17 protein-coding genes are annotated in these 18,654 nt (G+C 68.2%); 14 read left to right on the forward strand and 3 right to left on the reverse strand.

Features of this window, described 5'->3' with window-relative positions:
* Positions 1-18 precede the first annotated feature (18 nt).
* From typA to ccsB, 6 genes are read left to right on the forward strand one after another with little or no spacing between them, the layout of a single operon-like run.
* A complete protein-coding gene (typA, locus tag VB738_RS04550) occupies positions 19-1,827 on the forward strand; it encodes a translational GTPase TypA (protein ID WP_323304624.1) in 1,809 nt (602 codons plus the stop codon).
* Positions 1,824-2,240: a DUF309 domain-containing protein gene (locus VB738_RS04555; RefSeq protein WP_323304625.1), complete on the forward strand. Its 417-nt coding sequence runs from the start codon at positions 1,824-1,826 to the stop codon at positions 2,238-2,240. The genes typA and VB738_RS04555 overlap by 4 nt, the downstream gene beginning before the upstream one ends.
* A gap of 29 nt (positions 2,241-2,269) precedes the next feature.
* Positions 2,270-2,743, forward strand: coding sequence for an LPS-assembly protein LptD (locus VB738_RS04560; protein ID WP_323304626.1), 474 nt, complete (start codon positions 2,270-2,272; stop codon positions 2,741-2,743).
* Positions 2,740-3,468, forward strand: a complete 729-nt coding sequence (gene lptB, locus VB738_RS04565; RefSeq protein ID WP_323304627.1) for an LPS export ABC transporter ATP-binding protein — start codon at positions 2,740-2,742, stop codon at positions 3,466-3,468. Before VB738_RS04560 ends, lptB begins: the two co-directional genes overlap by 4 nt.
* A gap of 56 nt (positions 3,469-3,524) precedes the next feature.
* On the forward strand, positions 3,525-4,685 hold the full coding sequence (locus VB738_RS04570; RefSeq protein WP_323304902.1) for an LptF/LptG family permease: 1,161 nt from the start codon (positions 3,525-3,527) through the stop codon (positions 4,683-4,685).
* Positions 4,686-4,740: 55 nt separating this feature from the next.
* Positions 4,741-5,652, forward strand: coding sequence for a c-type cytochrome biogenesis protein CcsB (gene ccsB / locus VB738_RS04575; protein WP_323304628.1), 912 nt, complete (start codon positions 4,741-4,743; stop codon positions 5,650-5,652).
* A gap of 98 nt (positions 5,653-5,750) precedes the next feature.
* Here the strand turns inward: ccsB and rpe are convergent, their stop codons facing one another.
* The gene (rpe, locus tag VB738_RS04580; protein WP_216921076.1) at positions 5,751-6,434 is read right to left on the reverse strand and encodes a ribulose-phosphate 3-epimerase; all 684 of its coding nucleotides are present in this window, start codon (positions 6,432-6,434) and stop codon (positions 5,751-5,753) included.
* A 214-nt stretch (positions 6,435-6,648) separates the two neighbouring features.
* Here rpe and glpX point away from each other — a divergent pair, with 214 nt between their 5' ends.
* The 7 genes from glpX (at position 6,649) to VB738_RS04615 (ending at position 13,684) form a co-directional block, all read left to right on the forward strand.
* Positions 6,649-7,653: a class II fructose-bisphosphatase gene (glpX, locus tag VB738_RS04585; protein WP_323304629.1), complete on the forward strand. Its 1,005-nt coding sequence runs from the start codon at positions 6,649-6,651 to the stop codon at positions 7,651-7,653.
* A gap of 34 nt (positions 7,654-7,687) precedes the next feature.
* Positions 7,688-8,998 carry a glutamyl-tRNA reductase gene (locus tag VB738_RS04590; RefSeq protein ID WP_323304630.1) on the forward strand — a complete coding sequence of 437 codons (1,311 nt, stop codon included), beginning with the start codon at positions 7,688-7,690 and terminating at the stop codon, positions 8,996-8,998.
* Between the two features lie 147 nt (positions 8,999-9,145).
* Positions 9,146-10,441 carry a glucose-1-phosphate adenylyltransferase gene (locus tag VB738_RS04595; protein ID WP_323304631.1) on the forward strand — a complete coding sequence of 432 codons (1,296 nt, stop codon included), beginning with the start codon at positions 9,146-9,148 and terminating at the stop codon, positions 10,439-10,441.
* A gap of 113 nt (positions 10,442-10,554) precedes the next feature.
* Positions 10,555-11,973: an NADP-dependent phosphogluconate dehydrogenase gene (gene gndA / locus VB738_RS04600; RefSeq protein ID WP_323304632.1), complete on the forward strand. Its 1,419-nt coding sequence runs from the start codon at positions 10,555-10,557 to the stop codon at positions 11,971-11,973.
* Positions 11,970-12,701 carry a 6-phosphogluconolactonase gene (gene pgl / locus VB738_RS04605; protein ID WP_323304633.1) on the forward strand — a complete coding sequence of 244 codons (732 nt, stop codon included), beginning with the start codon at positions 11,970-11,972 and terminating at the stop codon, positions 12,699-12,701. The genes gndA and pgl overlap by 4 nt, the downstream gene beginning before the upstream one ends.
* A 7-nt stretch (positions 12,702-12,708) precedes the next feature.
* Positions 12,709-13,263, forward strand: coding sequence for a CIA30 family protein (locus VB738_RS04610; protein WP_323304634.1), 555 nt, complete (start codon positions 12,709-12,711; stop codon positions 13,261-13,263).
* Positions 13,250-13,684, forward strand: coding sequence for a hypothetical protein (locus VB738_RS04615; protein ID WP_323304635.1), 435 nt, complete (start codon positions 13,250-13,252; stop codon positions 13,682-13,684). The genes VB738_RS04610 and VB738_RS04615 overlap by 14 nt, the downstream gene beginning before the upstream one ends.
* Here the strand turns inward: VB738_RS04615 and VB738_RS04620 are convergent.
* Entirely contained in the window at positions 13,675-16,890 is a 3,216-nt protein-coding gene (locus VB738_RS04620; protein ID WP_323304636.1) for a chemotaxis protein CheB, read from the reverse strand. The two genes, VB738_RS04615 and VB738_RS04620, sit on opposite strands and share 10 nt — an antisense overlap.
* A gap of 257 nt (positions 16,891-17,147) precedes the next feature.
* Here VB738_RS04620 and VB738_RS04625 point away from each other — a divergent pair, with 257 nt between their 5' ends.
* Positions 17,148-18,323 carry an AraC family transcriptional regulator gene (locus VB738_RS04625; RefSeq protein WP_323304637.1) on the forward strand — a complete coding sequence of 392 codons (1,176 nt, stop codon included), beginning with the start codon at positions 17,148-17,150 and terminating at the stop codon, positions 18,321-18,323.
* A gap of 15 nt (positions 18,324-18,338) precedes the next feature.
* Here VB738_RS04625 and VB738_RS04630 read toward each other — a convergent pair whose 3' ends face one another.
* Positions 18,339-18,563 carry a ribbon-helix-helix domain-containing protein gene (locus VB738_RS04630; RefSeq protein ID WP_323304638.1) on the reverse strand — a complete coding sequence of 75 codons (225 nt, stop codon included), beginning with the start codon at positions 18,561-18,563 and terminating at the stop codon, positions 18,339-18,341.
* Positions 18,564-18,654 lie beyond the last annotated feature (91 nt).

Below are 18,654 nucleotides of genomic sequence, written 5' to 3' on the forward strand. Positions count from 1 at the left end.
TCGCAGGACGACATCCCCATGAGCGGCGACATCAAAGGCGCCCCGATACGCAATATCGCGATCATTGCCCACGTCGACCACGGCAAGACCACCTTGGTGGATGCCCTGCTCGAGCAGTCCGGCATCTTCCGCGAAGGTGAAGCGGTGCCCACCTGTGTGCTTGATTCCAACGATCTGGAGCGGGAGCGGGGGATCACGATCCTCTCCAAGAACACGGCCGTCGATTACAACGGCATCCGCATCAACATCGTTGACACCCCGGGACACTCCGACTTCGGCGGTGAGGTGGAGCGGGTGCTGGGCATGGTCGATGGCTGTCTGCTGATCGTGGACGCCAACGAAGGCCCCATGCCCCAGACCCGCTTCGTGCTCAAGAAGGCCCTCGAGAAGGGCCTGCGGCCGATCGTCTTCGTCAACAAGATCGACCGGGCCCGTGTCGATCCCGAGCAGGCGGTCGACAAGGTGCTCGATCTGTTCCTGGAGCTTGGCGCCGACGACGACCAGTGCGATTTCACCTATCTCTTCGGCAGCGGCATGGGCGGTTACGCCAAGCCCGACATGGCCACCGAGAGCGACAACATGAAGCCGCTCTTCGACGCCATCCTGCGCCATGTGCCGCCGCCGGTGGGTGATCCCACCAAGCCGCTGCAGATGCAGGTCACCACCCTCGACTACTCCGATTTCCTCGGCCGGATCATGATCGGCCGGGTCCACAACGGCACGATCACCGGCGGCCAGAATGTCGCCCTGATCCGCGACGACGGCAGCATCAAGCGCGGCCGGATCAGCAAGCTGCTCGGCTTCCAGGGGCTGCAGCGGGTGGAGATCCCCGAAGCCCGGGCGGGTGATCTGGTGGCCGTCGCCGGCTTCGATGAGGTCAACATCGGCGAGACGATCGCCTGCCCCGACCATCCCGAGGCCCTGCCGCTGATCAAGGTGGACGAACCCACCCTGCAGATGACCTTCGTCGTCAACGACTCCCCCTTCGCCGGCAAGGAAGGCAAGTTCGTCACCAGCCGTCAGCTGCGCGACCGCCTGCAGCGGGAACTGCTCACCAACGTGGCCCTGCGGGTCGAGGACACCGATTCCCCCGACCGCTTCTCGGTCTGCGGCCGCGGTGAGCTGCACCTCGGCATCCTGATCGAGACGATGCGTCGCGAGGGCTTCGAGTTCCAGGTGTCCCAGCCCCAGGTGATCTTCCGCACCATCGACGGCACGCCCCACGAACCGTTCGAGACCCTGGTGATGGACGTGCCCGAGGAGGCGGTGGGCAGTTGCATCGAGAAGCTCGGCATCCGCAAGGGTGAGATGCAGAACATGGAGGCCACCAGCGACGGCCGCACCCAGCTGGAGTTCGTGGTGCCCTCGCGCGGCCTGATCGGCTTCCGGGGCGAATTCATCCGCGCCAGCCGGGGCGAGGGGATCATGAGCCACTCCTTCCTCGACTACCGGCCCATGCAGGGCGACTTCGACGCCCGCCGCAACGGCGTCCTGATCGCCTTCGAGGAGGGCACGGCCACCTTCTACGCCCTCAAGGGCGCCGAGGATCGGGGCCAGTTCTTCATCACCCCCGGCACCAAGGTGTACAAGGGGATGATCGTCGGCGAGCACAACCGTCCGCCCGACCTCGAACTCAACGTCTGCAAGGCCAAGCAGGTCACCAACATCCGCTCGGCCGGCGCCGAGGTGCTCGACACCCTCCAGTCGCCGATCCAGATGACCCTGGAGCGGGCCCTCGAGTACATCGGCCCCGACGAGATGCTGGAGGTCACCCCCGAGTCGATCCGGCTGCGCAAGATGCCGGTGAAGAAGCCCGCCAAGCGTTGAGTCCCGGCGCCCCATCTGCCGATGAGGAAACCCTGCTGCAGGCCGACCCTCGCCTGCGGCAGGCCATCGAGCACTTCAACACGGCCGAGTGGTACGCCTGCCACGACGGCTTCGAGGAGCTCTGGCACGAGACCCAGGGACCGATGCGGCCCGTGCTTCAGGGGCTGCTGCAGATCGCCGTGGCCGAACTGCACCTCGAACGTGACAACCGCCGCGGCGCCACGGTGCTGATGGGAGAGGGGCTGGGCCGGCTGCGGGGCTGCGACGACGTGGCCCTGGGCCTGGCCCTGGGGCCGGTACGGCTCCTGGCCGCCCGGCGGCTGGAGGCCCTGCAGCAGCAGGCCGATCTCAGCGTGCTGCCCCTGCCGCGCCTGGAAGTGGCGCGGGGAACGGGCACGGCGCCGGTACATTGAGCACACTCAAGGCCTCCACGATTTCCACCTTGACCCTGCCCCCCCGCCCACTGCTGCTCGTGCTCGCCGCGGGGTTCGTGGGCGCCGCCCTGCTGGTGCTCCCGTCCCGTCCCGTCGCGGCCCAGGCGCCGGCCGCCACGGCCCAGACGCCGCGGCCGAAGACGCCCGCCACCGGCATGGTCACGATCGAGTCCGACGTGCAGCAGGCCGACAACCAGAACGGCATCGTCACCGCCACGGGCAACGTGCGTATCGTCTACGCCGATCGCGGCATGACGGCCACCTCGCGGCAGGCGCAGTACTTCAGCAACGAGGGGCGCCTGGTGCTCACCGGCGATGTCGACGTGATCGACACCGACGGCCAGCGCCTGCGGGCGGAGCGGTTGGTGTACCAGCTCGACAGCGAGCGGATGCTGGCGGAGCCGCCGGCCGGCAAGCAGGTCTTCAGCAAGTTCCGCCTGCAGCAGCAGGGATCCGCCAAGCCTGCCACCCCCAAGCCGTGAGCCTGGTTCTGGAGAGGGTGGCGATCACCCTCGCCGGCCGCCCCCTGGTGACCGACGTCAGCCTGGATCTTCGCCCGGGGGAAGTGGTGGGGCTGCTGGGTCCGAACGGGGCCGGCAAGACCACCACCTTCAATCTGATCACCGGCCTGCTGCGGCCCGATTGCGGTGAGGTGCTGCTGGATGGGGAGTCGGTGGCCCACCTGCCGATGCCCCGCCGCGCCCGCCTGGGCATCGGCTACCTCCCCCAGGAGGCGAGCGTGTTCCGCCAGCTCAGCGTCCGCGACAACCTGATGCTTGCCCTGCAGGAGAGCGGTTCGGATCCGGCCCGGCGCCGCCGGCGCCTGGAGGTGCTGATCGAGGACTTCCATCTGAGCGGTTTCCAGCACCGCCGCGGCTTCCAGCTCTCCGGCGGGGAGCGGCGCCGCTGCGAGGTGGCCCGGGCCCTGGCGGTGGGCGACCAGGGCCCCCGCTACCTGCTGCTCGACGAACCCTTCGCGGGGGTGGATCCCATGGCCGTCGCCGATCTCCAGGCCCTGATCGACAGCCTGCGAAGCCGGGGCATGGGCGTGCTGATCACCGATCACAACGTCCGGGAGACCCTGGCGATCACCGATCGGGCCTACATCCTGGCCGATGGCAGGATCCTTGCCTCCGGTGCCTCCCATTCCGTGGCCAACGATCCCCTAGTGCGGCGTCACTACCTCGGCGAGGGCTTCCAGCTTTGAAGGGGGCCCTGCTGGAGAAGCGCCCCACCTGGCTGCAGCTGCCGGGCGGCGATCGGCTGCGCGACTGGAGACGGGTGCCGCGCTGGCGGGATCTGCCCCTGCTCGATCGCTGGCTGCTGCAGGAGCTGCTGGGCCCCCTCCTGTTCGGCATCGCCGCCTTCACGGCCGTGTCCCTCTCGGTGGGGGCGGTGTTCGAGCTGGTGCGCCGGGTGGCCGAGTCCGGCCTGCCGGTGCTGGCGGCCGTCAGGGTGCTGCTGCTGCGCCTTCCCTCCTTCCTGGTGCTCTCCTTCCCGATGGCCACCCTGATGGCCACCCTGCTGGCCTACAGCCGCCTGTCGGGGAGCAGCGAACTGACCGCCCTGCGCAGCGTGGGGGTGAGCACCCGTCGCATGGTGCTGCCGGCCCTGGCTCTCGCCGTGGTGATGAGCCTCCTCACCTTCGTTTTCAACGACGCGATCGTGCCGCGGGCGAACCTGGCGGCCACCAACAGCCTGGAGAGGGCCCTCGGCAAGGCCATCGCCACCGAGCAGAGCGACAACGCCCTCTATTCCCGCTTCACCGACGTCAAGCTGCCCAACGGCGAATCGGTGAAGTGGCTGACCCACATCTTCCATGCCCGCCAGTTCCGCAAGGGGGTCATGCTCGATGTCACCCTGCTCGACTTCTCCCGCCACGGCTACCGGCAGATGCTCACGGCTCTCACCGGCCGCTGGAATGAACAGGAGGGCATGTGGGAGTTCAACAAGGGGCGCATCACCAACATCGATGTCGCCAGCGGCACCACCACGTCCGCCAGCTTCGACCGCTACCTCTACCCCTTCACCCGGGACCCGATCGAGGTGGCCCAGCTGCCCACCGACGCCAGCACCATGACCGTGGGCCAGGCCCTGACGGCGGAGCGGCTGCTGCTGGAGGCCAATAACACCAAGGAGGCGCGGCGGCTGCGGGTGCGTATCCAGGAGAAATTCGCCTTCCCGGCCATCTGCCTGGTGTTCGGCCTGATCGGCAGCAGCCTGGGGGTGCGCCCCAATTCGCGCACCAGCCGCAGCCAGGGCTTCGGCATCAGCGTGCTGCTGATCTTCGGCTACTACCTGATGTCCTTCATCTTCAGCTCCCTGGGGATCACAGGCACCCTGATGCCCTTCATGGCGGCCTGGCTGCCGGTGGTCATCGGCCTGGCCGGAGGGCTCTGGCTGCTGCGCCAGGCGAGCCGCTGAGGCCCCACCGGGGGGACGGCGCGGCAAAGTGGATCGGTTTCGATCCGCTCCTTTGGTGAACGATCCGGTCATCGGCCTCGGCCTCGCGGCCTTCGCCCTGCTCCTGCTGGTGCTGCCCATCGCCTTCTGGTCCGTCAGCGGCGGTCACAGCAACCCGGTGGTCAGGATCCTGGTGGCCTCGGCCAATCTCTGTCTGACGGCCCAGCTGGTGCTGCGCTGGTGGGAATCGGGCCACTTCCCGATCAGCAACCTCTACGAGTCGCTCTGCTTCCTGGCCTGGGCCTGCACCCTCACCCAGCTGCTGGTGGAGCGCAGCTGGCCCAACCCGCTGGTGGCGGCGGCGGCCACGCCCATGGGCCTGGGCTGCGTGGCCTTCGCCAGCTTCGCCCTGCCGGATCGCCTCCAGGAGGCTTCGCCCCTGGTGCCGGCCCTGCGCTCCAGCTGGCTGGTCATGCATGTCAGCGTGATCATGGTCAGCTACGCCGCCCTGCTGGTGGGCTCCCTGCTGTCGGTGGCCGTGCTGTTCGTCGACCGCAACGAGGATCTGGAACTGCGCAGCAGCTCGATCGGCAGCGGCGGCTTCCGCCAGGCCCGGCTGGCCAGCGACGGCCCCGGCGCCATGGCGCTCACCAGCAGCAGCTTCCGCATCAGTGAGCAGCTCGACAGCCTCAGCTATCGCACGATCACGGTGGGCTTTCTGCTGCTCTCCGTGGGCCTGGTGAGCGGGGCGGTCTGGGCGAATGAGGCCTGGGGCAGCTGGTGGAGCTGGGACCCCAAGGAAACCTGGGCCCTGATCTGCTGGCTGGTGTACGCCGCCTACCTGCACACCCGCCTGATCCGCGGCTGGCAGGGGCGCCGGCCGGCGCTGGTGGCCTCGGCGGGCCTGGTGGTGATCGCCGTCTGCTACATCGGCGTCAACCTGCTGGGCATCGGCCTGCACAGTTACGGCTGGTTCCTGGGCAGCTGAGCAGCGGCGCAACAAAAAGGGCCCGTTGGTCACGGGCCCCACTCTCCATGTCCTGCCGATCAAAAGGGCGCCCGCTGTGGGCGGCCTTTTGAGGAGCATCAGACGAGCGCGGGTTCAGGGCGGCGGCTGTTGCGGATGCCGGTGATGGCCTCGGCGTAGTCGGCGTGGCCGAAGACACCGGAGCCGCTGACGATCGCGTTGGCGCCCGCCTCGATCACCTGCCAGGCGTTGCTGCCCTTGACGCCGCCGTCCACCTCGATCCAGGGATCCAGACCCCGCTCATCACAGAGGCGGCGCAGCTGGCGGATTTTCTCCACCTGGGAGGGGATGAAGCTCTGGCCGCCGAAGCCGGGGTTGACGCTCATGATCAGCACCAGATCACAGAGCTCCAGGCAGTACTCGAGGGTGTCGAGGGGGGTGCTGGGGTTGAGCACGGCTCCGGCCATCTTGCCGAGGTCCTTGATCTGGCTGAGGTTGCGGTGCAGGTGGGGGCAGGCCTCCACCTGGACGCTGATGATGTCGGCGCCGGCCTTGGCGAAATCGGCCACGTACTTCTCAGGCTCGACGATCATCAGGTGCACGTCCAGGGGCTTGGTGGTCACCGGGCGCAGGGCCTCGACGATCAGCGGGCCGATGGTGATGTTGGGCACGAAGCGGCCGTCCATCACGTCCACATGGATCCAGTCGGCACCGGCGGCGTCGACGGCCCGGACGTCGTCGCCGAGGCGGGAGAAGTCGGCCGAGAGGATCGACGGGGAGATCACCAGGGGCTTGGTGCTCATGGACGGCCACCGCAGCGGAAGAGTGAATCGATTGTAAGGAGCGGCCCAGCGTGGGCTCTCCGGGGGCCTCCGGGGGGCACCCGGGCGCGCTGATACGATGGCCCCGCTTCGATTCCGAGAGGCCTTGCAGCGGCTGGAACCTTCCCCGCTTTGCCTGCGGTCCGCCTCCGGCGTGCCGGCCCCTCGTTGAGGCCCCTCCCCCTGCCGGACCGTTGTGGATCGCACTCTCATCCAGGAACTGCTCGAAGTCGTCGAGCAGGCCGCCATCGCCTCTGCCCGCCTGACCGGGCTCGGCAAGAAGGACGAAGCCGATGCGGCCGCCGTCGAGGCGATGCGCACCCGCATGGGCAGCATCGCCATGCAGGGCCGGATCGTGATCGGGGAAGGGGAGCGCGATGAAGCCCCCATGCTTTACATCGGCGAGGAAGTCGGCAGCGGCACCGGCCCCGGCGTCGACTTCGCCGTCGACCCCTGCGAGGGCACCAACCTCTGCGCCAACGCCCAGGACGGCTCGATGGCCGTGCTGGCCGCCAGCGACCGCGGCGGTCTGTTCTACGCCCCCGACTTCTACATGAAGAAGCTGGCGGCGCCCCCGGCGGCCAAGGGCAAGGTGGACATCCGCAAGAGCGCCACCGAGAACATCGCCATCCTGAGCGAGTGCCTGGGTGTGCCCGCCAGCGACCTCACCATCGTGGTGATGGACCGTGCCCGCCACAAGAGCCTGATCGCCGAGATCCGCGCCACCGGCGCCCGCGTCAAGCCGATCAGCGACGGTGACGTGCAGGCCGCCATCGCCTGCGGCTTCGCCGGCACCGGCACCCACTGCCTGATGGGCATCGGCGCGGCCCCCGAGGGTGTGATCTCCGCCGCCGCCCTGCGGGCCCTCGGCGGCCACTTCCAGGGCCAGCTCGTGTACGACCCCGCCATCGCCCAGACCAGCGAGTGGGCCGACTACACCAAGGAAGGCAACATCGCCCGCCTCAACGAGATGGGCATCACCGACGTCGACAAGGTCTATGAGGCCGAGGAGCTGGCTTCGGGCGAGAACGTGGTCTTCGCCGGCAGCGGCATCACCCCCGGCCTCCTGTTCAAGGGCGTCGTCTTCGAGGCCGACTGCACCCGCACCAGCAGCCTGATCATCAGCACCCTCGACCGCAGCGCCCGCTTCACCGATACGGTGCATATCAAGGAGGGCGCCAAGAGCATCGCCCTGCGCTGATCCCACCAGAGTCCGGACCTCGGAGCCCGCCTCCATGCACATCGCCGTCGTCGGTCTGAGCCATCGCACGGCTCCGGTGGAAATCCGCGAGCGCCTGAGCATCCCCGAGCAGACCATGGAGGATTCCCTCCAGCGGCTGCGGGCGGATGAGCAGGTGATCGAGGCCTCGATCCTGAGCACCTGCAACCGGCTGGAGATCTACACGCTCCTGCGCCACCCCGAACAGGGCATCACTGCGGTCGGCGACTTCCTCAGCCGCCAGTCCGGACTGGCGGTGGAGGAGCTGCGCCCCCATCTGTTCACCTACCACCACGAGGAGGCCGTGGGCCACCTGCTGCGGGTGGCCGCCGGGCTCGACAGCCTGGTGCTCGGGGAGGGTCAGATCCTCTCCCAGGTGAAGAAGATGGTGCGTCTGGGCCAGGAGCACCGCTCCGTGGGTCCGATCCTCAACCGCCTGCTCAACCAGGCGGTGAGCACCGGCAAGCGGGTGCGCACCGAGACCAACCTGGGCACCGGGGCGGTCTCGATCAGCTCGGCGGCCGTCGAGCTGGCCCAGCTGAAGGTGGGCCAGGCCCGGGGCACCGATGAGCTGGTTCCGCTCGACCAGGAGCAGGTGGCGGTGGTGGGGGCCGGCCGCATGGCCCGGCTGCTGCTCCAGCACCTGCAGGCCAAGGGCTGCCGGGGGGTGGTGGTGCTCAACCGCACCGTCGCTCGGGCCGAGGCCCTGGCGGCCGATTTCCCCGCCCTGCCCGTGCAGTGCCGTCCCCTGGACGACCTCGACCACTGCCTGAGCACCTGCTCGCTGGTGTTCACCAGCACCGGCGCCGAGGAGCCGATCATCACGGCCCGCCGGCTGGAGGGGCTCAACCGCCGTTCCAGCCTGATGCTCATCGACATCGGCGTGCCCCGCAACATCAGTGCCGATGCGGCCGAGCTCCCAGGCGTCGACAGTTTCGACGTCGATGATCTCCAGGAGGTGGTGGCCCGCAACCAGGAGGCGCGCCGGGAGATGGCCGCCGAGGCCGAGGGGCTGCTGGCCGAGGAGGCGCGGCTGTTCCTGGAGTGGTGGGACGGCCTCGAGGCGGTGCCCCTGGTCAACCGGCTGCGCCTCCAGCTGGAGGACATCCGGGAGCAGGAGCTGCAGAAGGCCCTCAGCCGCATGGGCCCGGATCTTTCCGCCCGCGAGCGGAAGGTGGTCGAGGCCCTCAGCAAGGGCATCATCAACAAGATCCTGCACACGCCGGTCACCCGGCTTCGGGCCCCCCAGCCCCGCCAGCAGCGGCGGGCGGCCATGGGGGTGCTGCAGGACCTCTTTGAGCTTCACGACGACCCACCGGAGGCCTGAGCCCCGCCTCAAGGGACGGTCCCCGCTTCACCGGCTCCAGCCCCACCTTTCACTGCAACGGAACATGAACCGAGAAGCCACGGCGCCGAGCTCCGCGTCACCACGCTCCAGTACGGTCTGGCCAGCCAAGGACAGAGGACTGGGCTCATGAAACGCGTTCTGGCCATCATCCTGGGAGGCGGTGCGGGAACGCGTCTCTACCCCCTCACCAAGATGCGGGCGAAGCCCGCCGTTCCCCTCGCCGGGAAATACCGACTGATCGATATTCCCATCAGCAACTGCATCAACTCCGAGATCAACAAGATCTACGTGCTGACGCAGTTCAACAGCGCTTCGCTCAACCGTCACCTGACGATGAGCTACAACCTCTCCTCTGGATTCGGCCAGGGCTTCGTCGAGGTGCTGGCCGCCCAGCAGACCCCCGACAGCCCCAGCTGGTTCGAAGGCACGGCCGATGCGGTACGCAAGTACCAGTGGTTGTTCCAGGAGTGGGACGTGGACCATGTCCTGATCCTCTCCGGAGACCAGCTTTACCGGATGGACTACAGCAAGTTCGTGCAGCACCACATCGACTGCGGCGCCGACCTGACGGTGGGTGCCCTGCCGGTGGACGCGGCCCAGGCGGAGGGCTTCGGTCTGATGCGCACCTCCTCTGACGGTCGCATCCTGGAGTTCAGCGAGAAGCCCAAGGGCGGGGCCCTCGAGGCCATGCGGGTGAACACCGAGAGCCTGGGTCTCTCCGCCGAGGAGGCCGCCAAGCGGCCCTACCTGGCCTCGATGGGGATCTACGTCTTCAACCGCAACACCCTGTTCAACCTGCTGGCCAGCCATCCGGAGGCCACCGATTTCGGCAAGGAGATCATCCCCACCTCCCTCGGCCAGGGGGACCATCTGCAGACGTTCCTCTTCGACGACTACTGGGAGGACATCGGCACGATCGGGGCGTTCTACGAGGCCAACCTGGCCCTCACCGACCAGCCCAACCCGGCCTTCTCCTTCTACGACGAGAAGTTCCCCATCTACACCCGGCCCCGCTACCTGCCCCCCAGCAAGCTGCAGGACGCCCAGGTGACCCAGTCGATCATCGGCGAGGGATCCTTGCTCAAGGCCTGCAGCATCCACCACTGCGTGCTCGGGGTGCGCTCCAGGGTCGAGGACGAGGTGGTGCTCCAGGACACCCTGGTGATGGGGGCCGACTTCTTCGAATCCTCCGAGGAACGGCTGGTGCTGCGCGAACGGGGCGGCACCCCGATCGGCGTTGGCCGGGGCACCACCGTGAAGGGGGCCATCCTCGACAAGAACGTCCGCATTGGCCGCGACGTCACCATCGTCAACAAGGACCGCGTCGAGGAGGCCGACCGGCCGGAGCTCAACTTCTACATCCGCAACGGCATCGTCGTGGTGGTGAAGAACGGCACGATCGCCGACGGCACGGTGATCTGAGCCCCGGGGCCGGGGGAGGGCTGGGCCAGCAGTTGCTGACATCCCTCCCCGGGACACCGACGCTGCGCCGAGCGCTGGCCACAGTGGCGATGAAGCAAGACATCCACGCTCCTATGGGCAAGGCGCATTTCGGACTCATCGGCCTCGGCGTGATGGGTGAGAATCTGGTCCTCAACGCCGAGAGAAACGGTTTCTCCAGCGTCGTCTACAACCGGACCTACGCCAAGACCGAGGAGTTCCTGGCCGGACGTGGCGCCGGCAAGGACATCGTGGGGGCGGCCACCCTGGAGGAGTTCGTGGCGGCGCTGGAGCGGCCCCGCCGGATCCTGATGATGGTCAAGGCGGGCGATCCGGTGGATGCCACCATCGCCAGCATTTCCCCCCTGCTCGAGGAAGGCGACCTGCTGATCGACGGCGGTAACTCCCTCTACACCGACACCGAGCGGCGGGCGGCTGAGCTGGAGAGCAAGAGCTTCGGCTACATCGGCATGGGTGTCTCCGGCGGCGCCAAGGGGGCCCTGGAGGGGCCGAGCATGATGCCAGGGGGCACCAAGGCGGCCTACGACGCCATCGAAAGCCTGGTGACCAAGATGGCCGCCCAGGTGGAGGACGGCCCCTGCGTCACCTACATCGGTCCTGGCGGTGCCGGTCATTTCGTCAAGACCGTCCACAACGGCATCGAGTACGGCATCGAGCAGATCCTGGCGGAGGCCTACGACCTGATGAAGCGCATCGCCGGCCTTGACGGCGACGCCATGGCCGATGTGCTGGGCGGCTGGAATCAGACCGAGGAGCTGGCCTCCTTCCTGGTGGAGATCACCGAGGTGTGCCTGCGCACCAAGGATCCCGAGACCGGCGGTGATCTGGTGGAGCTGATCGTCGATGCCGCCGGCCAGAAGGGCACCGGCCTGTGGACCGTGGTCAGCGCCCTGGAGATGGGCGTGCCCGTCCCCACCATCTACGCCGCCCTCAATGCCCGTGTGCTGAGCTCCCTGCGCAGCGAGCGGATGGCGGCTGAAGCGGTTCTGTACGCCCCCGACCCCCACAGCTTCCCCCTGGGGGAGCCCGCCACCGGCATGGCGGCGCTGCGGGATGCCTGCATCCTGGCCTGCATCGCCAGCTACGGCCAGGGGATGGCCCTGCTGCAGGAGGCTTCCAAACTGCACGACTACAACCTCGATTTCTCGGCGATCGGCCAGATCTGGAAGGGGGGCTGCATCATCCGGGCCCGGCTGCTGCAGCGCATCCAGGACGCCTACGGCGCCGATCCCTCCCTGCCCAACCTGATGCTCGATCCCTGGTTCGCCGCCCAGGTCAACCAGCGCCTGGCCGGCCTGCGCCAGGTGGTGGCGGGCGCGGCCCTGGCGGGCATCCCCGTGCCCTGCCTCAGCAGCACCCTCGACTACATCGACAGCTACCGCACCGGCCGCCTGCCCCAGAACCTGGTGCAGGCCATGCGCGACTGCTTCGGCTCCCATACTTATGAGCGCACGGACCGCCCCGGTGCGTTCCATACCGAGTGGCTCGCTTGACCGAACCCAGCACCCGCTACCAGCTGATCGTCGCCACCAGCCCCGAAGAACTGGCCCGCCAGGCAGCCGAGCAGATCGCCGCCGGCATCGACCTGGCCCTCGCCGAGCGGGACCGGGCCCAGATCGCCCTGTCGGGTGGCGAAACCCCCCGGGCGGCCTATGCCCGGCTGGCTGAGGAGCACCTGCCCTGGGAGCGGGTCGATGTGCTGCTCGGGGATGAGCGCTGGGTGCCGGCCGACGACCCCTCCAGCAACGCCCGCATGCTGCGCGAAACCCTGCTGGCCCACCCGCCGGCCAGCCACGCCCGCTTCCACCCGGTGCCCACCGACCGCCCCAGCCCCCAGGCCAGCGCCGAGGCCTACGCCTCCGAGCTGGCGGTGCTCTGCCCCGGCGCGCTGCCCCGCTTCGACGTGATGCTGCTGGGCCTGGGCGACGACGGCCACACCGCCTCCCTGTTCCCCGGCACGGCGGCCCCCGGGGTGCTCGATCGCCCCGTCACCACTGGTGAGGGCAAGGGCCTGCCCCGCATCACCCTCACCGCTCCGGTGCTCTCGGCCGCTCGCCGGGTGATCTTCCTGGTCAGCGGCGCCGGCAAGCGCCAGGCCCTCGCCCGGCTGCTCGATCCGGTCGAGCCCGCCGAGCGCACCCCCGCCCGGCTGGTGCGGCCGGCCGGTGTGGTGGTGATCCTGGCCGATGCCGCCGCCGCCGCCGACCTCCCCGGCACCTGAGACCGTCATGCAGGTGATCCGCGGCGATGGCTTCAGTGGCTGGCATGCCCTCAACGACACGGTCATGGGGGGCCGCAGCTCGGGCCTGTGCACGGTCAGCAGCCGCGGGATGCGGCTGGAGGCGGAGGTGGTGGAGAGCGGCGGCGGCTTCGTCAGCTGCCGCTCGCCGGTGTTCTCCCCGCCGCTGGATCTCTCGGCGCAGGCCGCCTTTGAACTGGAGCTCCAGGGGGACGGCCGCCATTACAAGCTGGCGGTGGCCTGCGCCGATGGGGTGGCGGGTCTCACCGAGATGATCCCCGGCGGCGTTCGCTGGGTGGCGAATTTCGCCACCGACCCGGCTGGCCCCTGCCGGGTGCGGATCCCCTTCACCCAGCTGCGGGCCTCCATCCGGGCCAAGCCGATCGAGGCCCTGCCCCTGGGCCTGCCCCTGCGCTTCGACCCCAGCCGCATCACCCGGCTGCAGATCCTGCATTCGAAGTTCGGCGACGACGGTTCCGCTAATCCGGGCTTCCGGGCCGGCCCGCTCACCCTGGAGGTGATGGCGATCGATGCCGTCGCCTGAGTTCCCCGTCGGCAGCGCCAACACCGACCTGTGCCAGTTGGTGGCGGCGGCGGCCGACCTCTGCCGCAGGCCCCTGCGCCATGCGGTGGTCAACCCCGTCCAGGGCGCCGTCAGCGCCGGGCCGGAGGCGGAGCAGGGGGTGGGCAGCCTGGATCTCTGCCTGCGGCTGGAGGCCCGCAGCCCCGAGGGCGAGCGGGTGCCGGCCGAGGATCTGGAGCTGGAGATCTACCGCAGCGGTGGGGAGCTCAACCTCACCCTGGCCTGGCGGCAGGGGGAGGATCACCCCCTGCTCTGGCACGGCAGCCATCCGGTCTGGATGGATGGGGCAACGGGACTGCGCAGCTCCTGCCCCGCCGATGGCGCGCCGCTGGAGGCCCTGGCGCGACGCCTGCGGGCCCTGCTGCGGCCCGATCAGGACTGAGGTGTCGGCAGCACCATCAGCAGCGAGCCGGTCCCCATCGTTGAGGGCAGCGGCCAGAGCTCGGCCACGGCCACCAGCGTGCGGCCATCACGATGGCGCAGGGGGAAGGCGTCACTGACGAACAGCGGCCCATCGGTGGGCGCGTCGGTGGCGGCAGGGGCCGTGGCCGCCTCCGGCAGCTGGCAGAACAGGGAGGCGGGTGACCCCACCAGGCTGTCGCGCTCGAAGCCGATCCTGTGGCACAGGCTGGCGTTGACCATCACCACCCGCTGGCTGCTGTCGAACACCGCCACCGCGAAGCTGGGACTTCGGATCAGGGTCTCGAACAGCACCGAGAGATCGCGGCCATGCTCGTGGGCCTGGCGCTGCTGGGTGATATCGGAGAGGGTGCCGACCACATAGCGGTCCATCTCCTCGGTGAGCACCTTGGCGTTCTCCGTCACCCAGCGCTGTTCGCCATCGCGGCGGATGATCCGGTACTGCACCGACCAGCCCCCCTGGGCCGGGTCCCGACTGGCCCAGACCCGATCCCGGTCCTCCGGAAGGATGGCGTTGTCGAGCAACTGCGGATGGGCGAACAGCTCCGCCGGGCTCCAGCCCGTCAGGGGCAGGATGCGCTGGCTGGCATAGAGCAGACGGTGCAGGCCGGCGTCCCGTTTCCAGACCGCCTCTTCCAGGGCATCGGTGAGGCTGGAGAACGCATCGAGCGAGTCTTCGGCGGCCCGGCGCAGCGCCAGCAGTTCCGACACGTCGGTGAGGGTGATGATCGCTCCGAGCCGCTGCCCCTCCCGTTCCTGGTAGGGCAGCACCTGGGCCAGGTAGGCGATGTCCTCGTTGACCGCCTCGATGTTGCGTCGGGGAGCGCCGCCGACCACCTCCGCCAGGGCCGATCGCAGACCCGGCAGGGGCACCGTGGTGGGAATGCCCAGCAGGGGCCGGCCGATGTCGTCGTCCACCAGGGCGAACACCCGCACCGCCAGGGGGGTGAACCGGGTGATGCAGAGCTCCCGGTCGACGATGACCATGCCCTGGTTGAGGGAGTTCTGGATGTTCTCCAGGTCGGTGCTGAGCAACTGCAGCTCCGTGCTTCTGGCTCGCAGCTCCTGGTTGAGGGTGGCCAGCTCCTCATTGGTGGCCTGCAGCTCCTCGTTGGAGGATTCCAGCTCCTCGTTGGACGACTGCAATTCCTCCGATGAGGCCTGCAGTTCCTCGGCCGAGGCCTCCAGTTCCTCGTTGGCTTCCTCCAGATCCGACAGGGAGCGGCGCAGGGTGTCGTGGCTGGTGAGCAGCTCCTTCTCCAGCCGGGCGATCTGCCGGTCGAAGTCCGGGTCGCGGATCAGGGGGCCGTCCGTGGGCACCGGCTCGTCGCTTTCGGAAGGTTCGCGCAGAAAGCTGAGCAGGGTGAGCACCCGCTCGTTGACGTGGAGCGGCCTGGCCTCCAGCCGCAGGTGGATGGCGAAATCTGGCAGGTGCAGCAGGCGGCTGCGGGCGGGCTGGCCATCGGCCCGCACGACCAACAGCAACGCGCGGGCCTCGGCTTGCAGTTCCGTGAGCAGGAAGCTGGTGGCGGCGGTGGAGATCCGGCCCTCCGGGAGCCGGCAGAAGGGACTGACATCGCCGATCACCTCCACCAGCCCGTGGGTTTCATCCAGGATCACGCAGGGTGGAGAAGTGCTGCGGACCAGCGCTTCGAGGGTGGCCACATGCTCCTCGACCACGGTCTCCCGCAGGATCGAGATCCGCCCGATCGGGGTGAACAGGGTCGGTGGGCGCTGGGTGGGCTGGACGGACGTGGTGTAGCGGGTGGACTGCTGCTCCACGGTGCGATGGAAGATGCGGTGGTCGGCGTTGGCCACCTCGAAGCCCTCCGTCCTGTGGCCCAGTGATTCCGTGCGGCCCAGGAACAGCAGACCCGAGGGCATCAGTCCGAAACGGAACTGCGCCAGTACCCGATCCTGCAGGGGCTGGGTGAAGTAGATGAGCGTGTTGCGGCTGGAGATCATGTCCAGACGCGGAAAGGGCGGATCAACGGCCACGTTGTGGCGGGCGAAGACCACGCAGTTGCGCAGGGCCTCGCCGATCACGACCTCGCCGTTGCACGGCACCACGAAGCGTTCCCGCAGCGCTTCCGGAATGGCCAGGCTGGAGGCCGCCGGATAGGTGGCCCGACGCGCCACCGCCAGGCTGTCCTCGTCGAGGTCGGTGCCGAAGATCTTGAGGTGATGGGTCAGGTCCTGGGGGTGGCCCAGCACTTCGCTGATCAGCATGCCGATGGAATAGACCTCCTCGCCGGTGGCACAGCCGGGCACCCACACCCGCAGGCGGTCCTTGCGAGTGCGCTGGGCCACATAGGCGTGCAGGAGTTCGCCGAGGACCGCGAACGACTCCGGGTCGCGGAAGAAGGATGTGACGGTGACCAGCAGGTTGTGGACCAGGGCCGAGACCTCCTTCCTGTCGGCCGAGAGCAGCTGCAGGTACTCGTCCATGGTTTCCATCTGCCGGATCGCCATGCGGCGCGCCAGCTGGCGCTGGAGGGTGGACGCCTTGTACTGGCTGAAATCGATGCCGCTGTTGTGCAGCAGCAGCTCCAGGGCACTGGAGACGTTGAGGCCCCGGGGATCGGGAACGTTCAGTTCGACCCAGTCACCGTCGGAACCCATCAGGCCGGTGAGGTGACGGCCGATGGCGGCCGGTTCGAGGGTGAGGTCGGCCCCGCCCATGGCGATGGCGGCGGTGGGCATGGCGGCGAACCGGGCGCTCTTGGGGGTCTGGGCGATGGTGAGGCCACCGGCGGCCCGCACGGTCCGCAGGCCGCGGGCGCCGTCGGAGCCGGTGCCCGAGAGCACGACAGCGGCCCCATGGCCGTTCCAGTGCTCGGCGATCGACTCGAACAGCCGGTCGATGCTGGGACTGGGACCGAAGCGGGGCTCGGGCTCCACCAGTCTCACCCGGTTTCCGTCCACGCTGATGTCGTGGTTGGGGGGGCAGACGCTGACGGTGTCCGGCAGCAGCGTGCCCCCATCGACCGCCTCGACCACCCGCAGGTCGGTGACCCGCGCCAGCAGCTCGACCATCAGGCTGCCGTGGTCGGGCGAGAGGTGCTGGGCCACCACGTAGGCCACGCTGCCGCCGGGGGAGAGGCTGCCCAGAAGGGCCTGCAGGGCCTCCAGGCCACCGGCCGAAGCGCCGATGGCCACCAGATGCATGCCGGGTTCGGACCCGGGGGGCGTGGATGGTGCCGGGGAAGATTCCGCGTCACTGGATTCTTCCATCGATTTCCGCACCGTGAAGGTTGGTTCTCAATGTAATCCGCCGAAGCGATCCGCGCCGTCGTTGAGTGACGCAACAGACCGCTCCTGGCGCGACGGATGACCGCAGCAGAGCCTGGCAGGGAATGGGGGGGGCGACACAATAGTGTCACCCGGCGCGATCACCATCGTGAATCACTGTCTGCAACATTCCATTGTCAGCCTCTTCCAAGGGATCAATTGGGCCGAGTCATCACGATTCACCCATTGCTGATCATGGAATTGGCGGGCAGAAGCTTCGTCATTTCTGTGTTACAATCAGGAAAGAGGGAAGGGGGCTTCGTATGTGCAGCGAGCCTTGCTTTCCTCGCCCCTGGCACCCTGAAGCTGCCGATTTTTCCAATCCCCTGCTTCGCCAGCTTCCGCTCAGTGAGGATGCCCATTCCTGCGTTTCCCTCCTGCAGGAAGCCCTGCCCCTGGTGGAGCTCATCCCGCTGGGACCCGAGGCGTCCTGGTGGTTCTATGGCGCCAATCTCCATCTCGGCAGCCTGGTGGCGACGGCCTGGGCGGCCAGGCCGATGCGGATGGCCTTCTCCGAACGCCAGGAGCACATCGTCGTGCTGGGTTATGGCGGAGAACAGCGGCTGCGACAGGCCTCCACCACCTGGCCCTGTGTCAGGGGAGGCTGTGTGCTGATGGCCAGTGCGGCCTGCACGATGGAGAGCACCCTTTCGTCCGCCGTGGCCTTCGCCTTGACGCGGGACCGACTTCTGGAGACAGCGATGGCGATGGGGGGGTATCAGCAGAAGCCGAAAGGCTGGGAGGAGACGGTTGCCCTGGCCCACGGCTGGAGCCCGCCCCAGAACCGCGTCACCCCATCTCTGCTGGCGGCGTTGCAGCAAACCATTGCCATGGCAGGACAGTTGTCGGGGTATGGCCGTGGTCTGCTCGATCGCCTTCAATTCGACGACCAGATCTATCGGCTGATGGTGGCCATGCTGCTGCCGGAGATTCGCCAGGACAAAACCCTGGATCGACTCCTCCACCGGCAGCGACAGGGCCGTGATTCCTTTGATGAACTGATCGACTACATCAAGCAGAATCTGGGTGAACCTCTGACCCTCACAGACCTTGAATCGAGGAGCCATTACTCCCGCAGGGCGCTGCAGTATGCCTTCGCCGAGCGCATGGGCTGCACAGCCACAAAATGGATCAAGATGCAACGCCTTGACCGGGCTCGGCAGCGACTGGAGCGACCGAATCTGAACGATACGGTGGGAAGTATCGCCCGTGAATGCGGCTACCGCTCGCTGGGGCTGTTCAGTGTGGATTTCCAGCAGCGTTTCCATGTCAAGCCGTCCCAGCTCCTGCGGGAGTCCCGGCAGGAGTAGCCGGGACCGCTGTGATCAGCCCCGTCGACGAAACGTGTCCGTGGACTCCGTGCGGACCTGGGTGTGATCCCTCTGGTGCGTCGTCTGCAGGGCGGATTCGAGCAGGTAGGCGGCCAGATTGGAGAGGGAGCGTCCCTGGACGTTGCTGCGTTCCACAAGGGCCTGATAGGCGTTGTAGGGGACGGTGATCGTGACGCGCACCGGCCGCAGGAAGGGACCGGGTTCGGAGTGGCTTCGCATGGGTCCAACGGGGGGGCTTCTTCTGCTCTAACCCCAATGGCATGGCCTGTGGACAGGCGCTTCACAGTGAGTCGGAGCCCCTCCGGTGTCC

This window comes from Cyanobium gracile UHCC 0139 (assembly GCF_034931325.1).
GTDB classification, from domain to species: domain Bacteria; phylum Cyanobacteriota; class Cyanobacteriia; order PCC-6307; family Cyanobiaceae; genus Cyanobium; species Cyanobium gracile_B.

Bases quoted from the DNA above. Each gene is read 5' to 3' on its own strand.
- VB738_RS04615 (WP_323304635.1), top strand. From the start codon at position 13,250: ATGCCGTCGCCTGAGTTCCCCGTCGGCAGCGCCAACACCGACCTGTGC.
- VB738_RS04610 (WP_323304634.1), top strand. From the start codon at position 12,709: ATGCAGGTGATCCGCGGCGATGGCTTCAGTGGCTGGCATGCCCTCAAC.
- typA (WP_323304624.1), top strand. From the start codon at position 19: ATGAGCGGCGACATCAAAGGCGCCCCGATACGCAATATCGCGATCATT.
- VB738_RS04590 (WP_323304630.1), top strand. From the start codon at position 7,688: ATGCACATCGCCGTCGTCGGTCTGAGCCATCGCACGGCTCCGGTGGAA.
- rpe (WP_216921076.1), bottom strand. From the start codon at position 6,434: ATGAGCACCAAGCCCCTGGTGATCTCCCCGTCGATCCTCTCGGCCGAC.
- VB738_RS04630 (WP_323304638.1), bottom strand. From the start codon at position 18,563: ATGCGAAGCCACTCCGAACCCGGTCCCTTCCTGCGGCCGGTGCGCGTC.
- VB738_RS04620 (WP_323304636.1), bottom strand. From the start codon at position 16,890: ATGCATCTGGTGGCCATCGGCGCTTCGGCCGGTGGCCTGGAGGCCCTG.
- VB738_RS04595 (WP_323304631.1), top strand. From the start codon at position 9,146: ATGAAACGCGTTCTGGCCATCATCCTGGGAGGCGGTGCGGGAACGCGT.
- gndA (WP_323304632.1), top strand. From the start codon at position 10,555: ATGGGCAAGGCGCATTTCGGACTCATCGGCCTCGGCGTGATGGGTGAG.